This is a genomic window from Martelella sp. (assembly GCF_984369615.1).
In genome coordinates, this window is sequence record NZ_CFHTCS010000386.1 from 1 (window position 1) to 3,901 (window position 3,901).

Annotated in this window: 3 protein-coding genes; 2 read left to right on the forward strand and 1 reads right to left on the reverse strand. The window is 64.7% G+C overall.

The features are described 5' to 3' along the window. Window positions 1-983, reverse strand: a 983-nt coding sequence (locus tag AC5DC2_RS20745) for a DUF2207 domain-containing protein (protein ID WP_491699857.1), incomplete at its 3' end; no start/stop codon positions are given. A 256-nt stretch (window positions 984-1,239) separates the two neighbouring features. Here AC5DC2_RS20745 and AC5DC2_RS20750 point away from each other — a divergent pair. Next, complete coding sequence (locus AC5DC2_RS20750) at window positions 1,240-3,390, forward strand: hypothetical protein (RefSeq protein ID WP_491699858.1); 2,151 nt, start codon at window positions 1,240-1,242, stop codon at window positions 3,388-3,390. Continuing rightward, a partial coding sequence (locus tag AC5DC2_RS20755) for a toxin-antitoxin system YwqK family antitoxin (protein WP_491699859.1) occupies window positions 3,387-3,901 on the forward strand: 515 nt, incomplete at its 3' end. The genes AC5DC2_RS20750 and AC5DC2_RS20755, both read left to right, overlap by 4 nt.

Sequence of the window (3,901 nt, forward strand, 5' to 3'; positions counted from 1 at the left end):
ATCCGCCAGGCCTTGCCCTCGGGCACGATGGTCATCAGCCCGCGCAGGCCGAGATTGATGACCGTGGCGAGGAGCGCGGAATGGCCGAGCATGCGCCGCATCGAAATATACTGCACCTGAGCCGGCGTCGTGCCGCGCGGCGGCTTGCGCCGCTCGACCACCGGATAGCGTCCGGCGTGCTCCTCTCCGGGCCGCCTGATCCGCCGGGAGACCAACAGAAACAGCAGGCCGAGAGTACCGAAGCCGATGACGGAAATCGCGACGCCCGGATTGCGGCGCCCCCACCACCGGAACCGCGCGGCGGCAGCCGGTTCGCTGACGAAACCTTTGGGGAATGCGATGGCGACCGTCAGCCCCTCCTCCGGGTCGAGAATGCGGTAGGTCGAGACATCGACCGTGCCGCCATCCGGGCTGAGGCGGCGGGACACCTCGGTGCGCGTCGAGCCCAGTGGCCCGGTATAGCCGGCAACCTGTGTGGCCGCCGCGCCGTCGGGCAGATGAATGGTCGCGGCGGCATTGTCGATCGGGAAGGCCCAGTAGCTGCCGGTCACATTCCAGTAGAATTCGTCGTGACCGTCGCGGCTTTCGATCTGCGGTCCGGTGCGATAGGCAAGCCGGAAGGTGTGAACGCCCGGTTCGAGATCGGTTCCGGAATCCCCAAGAAAGATGCGGATATAGTCGCTGCGGCGGGCAACGCGCATGGGCACCGGCGCGCCGTCGAGCGTGGCCGACAGGATCTGCAGCGCGCCGGGATCGACGCCGCCTTCCGCCGTCCGTCCCGCGATCGGCAGGTCGCGATAGATGCCATGCTCGATCCGGTAACCCTCCGCCCTGATCGCGATGGTCTCGGTGATATCGAGACGGCCGGTCGGGCCGATCGTAATGTCGCTTTCGAAACGCTCGATCCGCTCGCGCGCCGAGGCCGGCGCAAGCCAGATCAGCACAAGCAGGAAGGCCGTGATGATCCGCTTCCCCGTGACCAAAAGGCCGCCATCCGATTTACCATGCCGGCGGGAAAAAACTGTCTGGAAAACCGAGCGTGATTTCATGAATAAAATGGCTGGCGGCCCTGGCTTTTGGTGTGGCGAATCCGGGTGACGGGACCTTATAGCCCGACCAAAAAGCATAAACAAATCCGTTTGTTACAACGATGTTTCCCGACAAGAAGTAAATCTCAACTTACAGTTACTTGCCTCTGCCCGCCTGCCCCTTCATGACTGCGCCATCGAAGGAGAAAGCATGATCGAACGACGTTTCTGGTTCGCCCTGCTTGTCGCCGCCATCCCCGGCGTGGCAAAGGCCGAGACCATCATTTTCGACCCCGACATTGGCAGCGAACGGACCTATCACCTCGAAATTTCCATGTCTTCCGGCTTCAGCGCACAGGACGGTTTTTACGACAACCAGTTCGTTTCGGCGCTGACCCGCTTTGCGGTCACCGGACGTGACGATGATGGCGAGATCAGCATGGATGTCTTCCCGCTGTGGTTCGCCTATGACGAGGGATCGCGGGTAACCAGCACCGCCTTCGGCGACGCGCCCGATGACCTTGCCGCGCTGATGCGCGCGGGCTTTTCCGCCACGATCGATCCGGAAAGTCACGGGCTCAAGGATTTCGCCCCGCGCGGCGATGCCGAGATGCCGGAAGCCATGCTCGCCCAGATGCGCGACCAGCTCGGCCAGCCGGTCCTGCCGGTCGAAATCGAAGCCGAGGAAGGCTGGTCCACCACCACCACGCTGCCGGGCATCGCCGATGTCGAGATCACCGTCAGCGCGGTGACGCCGGATGCAGTGTTTCTCCGCTATGAGGGCGTGTCGGCGGATACGCGACTGTCCGGCGTTTCGGTGCTGGCGCGCGACAGCGGCTGGGTCGAGCGCTCGGTGATGACCTATGACATGCGCATCGATCCCGGCGCGGCCGACGAGCGCTTTTCGCGCCAGACCATCGCGATGGCGAACACGGAAAGCCCCTTCCCGCTCTATACCCATGCGTTCCGGGGCGAGCCTGAATGGCATGACATGCCGACCTTTCCGTTTTCAACCATCGTCATGCCGCCCGAGCCGGACATGGTGTTCGCCGGCAAGCCGGGAGAGGCCGACAAGCATGGCAAGACCTACACGCTAAGCTTTGCCCACGATCCCGCAGCGGGCAGCAATATCGGCCGCTTCGCGCTCCACGATCTCCATCTCTTCGACGGCGACACCGAACTGCCGACCGCGTTCATCGCCACCATGCCCGTGACCGTTCCGGGCGACGGCGGTTTCCGGACGGTCTCGCGGGCGCGTCCCGTCGGCATCGGCGATGTCCGCGACGAGCTGGATCGGGCAACGGAGCTCAGCGCCAAGGTCGACTGGTATCCGTCAGAGCCGTTCACCCTGACGCTGCGACCGGACGCGGACGGGACGGCCAGCGCGAGCCGCAACGGCGCCTCGGCAGAGTTCCGGCCGACCGATGACGGCTACGAACTGCTGCTCTCCGGCAAAACCTGGGATTTCTTCGGCCTTTCCTTCCCGGAAGGCAGCGACGTCAAGGGCCAGATCTATGCCGCCGACAGCGGCGCGGACTGGCTGACGCCGGAGGAAAGCCAGGCGCGCCGGCTGGCGCTGCCGGATTACAGCGGCATCAGGGTGGCGCTGAAGGCTGAAACCGTGCCGGACACGATCGACATTCGCGTCGAGCGCTATGCCGAAACACCGGCCGCGACGCGCGCGGTCACCTTCCGCACCGAGCGCGGCAAACGCCTCGATCCCGACACCGAACCCGAGATGCGGCCGCTTTATCCTGACGGCGCGCCGCCGCCGCTCGATGCGCTCACGCCCGAAGGCCTCGATCTGGCCGCGCTGCGTTTCAGGCTCGCGACGACGCAGGCGAAGCACTGCGAGGCGGGGCTGGATGAGCCCGTATCGCTTGCCGGTCACGAGCTGGTTTTCGAAACGCAGGCGGACGAGCGGACGGGTACGACGACGCTGCAGCTTGAGACCGATGACGGCATCCGTACGCATTTTTACGGGCATGATCCGATCACCGTCGTCATCGATTGCGAAACCACCGTCGCATGGCGCGAGGCGACCGAGACGCTCGATCCTGAACGGCCATGGCTGATCGAACCGGAAGCGCTCGGCGCGGACAGCACCATGACGATTGGCGCATTCAACGCGCGTTTCCGGCTGGTCGATGCCGAGGGCACCGCGCTGGCGCTGGTCGCGCCGGATGGCACGCCCCTCGCCCCCGACGACACGCTCGCTTCGGCGCTCTTCGAAGACGGCCATATCCGCGCCGCCGGCCGGCCCGAACGCATCCTTGAAGCGGACGCCGGTTCCGCCCCGGTGACACGGCGTTTCGAAATCCGCTTTCCCGATCTGCCCGAACCGAGGGAGGACGCCCGATGAAAACCGCTCTCGCCCTTCTGCTCGCTCTGGCGGCAGGCGCCGCCCATGCCGCCAATGTCGACGAAAATCTGGCACCCTCCCCGGACGGCGCCTACAGCTACACCCCGCCGCAAAAGGCAAAGGACGGCGTCTATATCATCGATATCTACGACGAAGACGATGACCGTTATGCCCGTGTCTGGAACACCGCGCCGTCGCTGGATGAAGGCCGCAAGGTCGGAAAGATCGAGACCTTCTATCCCGGCTCGGGCTACCTCAAGACCCGCGTTCCGCTCAACGAGGACGGCCGCCGCGACGGCGAGATGGTGACCTTCGACGAGGATGAGAATGTCGTGGGCCGCACACCCTATGATGACGGCAGCAAAAACGGCACGGAGGTCCGGTACTGGGCGGATGGCAAGACCCAGCGCGAAACTACCTGGAAGGATGGCGTGCTTAACGGCCCTTGGCGCCTCTATTATGAGGACGGCACGCTTTCGGCCGAAAACAATCATGTCGACGGCCATATCGA

Coding starts and splice junctions, on each gene's coding strand:
- AC5DC2_RS20750 (WP_491699858.1), top strand. CDS start 1,240: ATGATCGAACGACGTTTCTGGTTCGCCCTGCTTGTCGCCGCCATCCCC.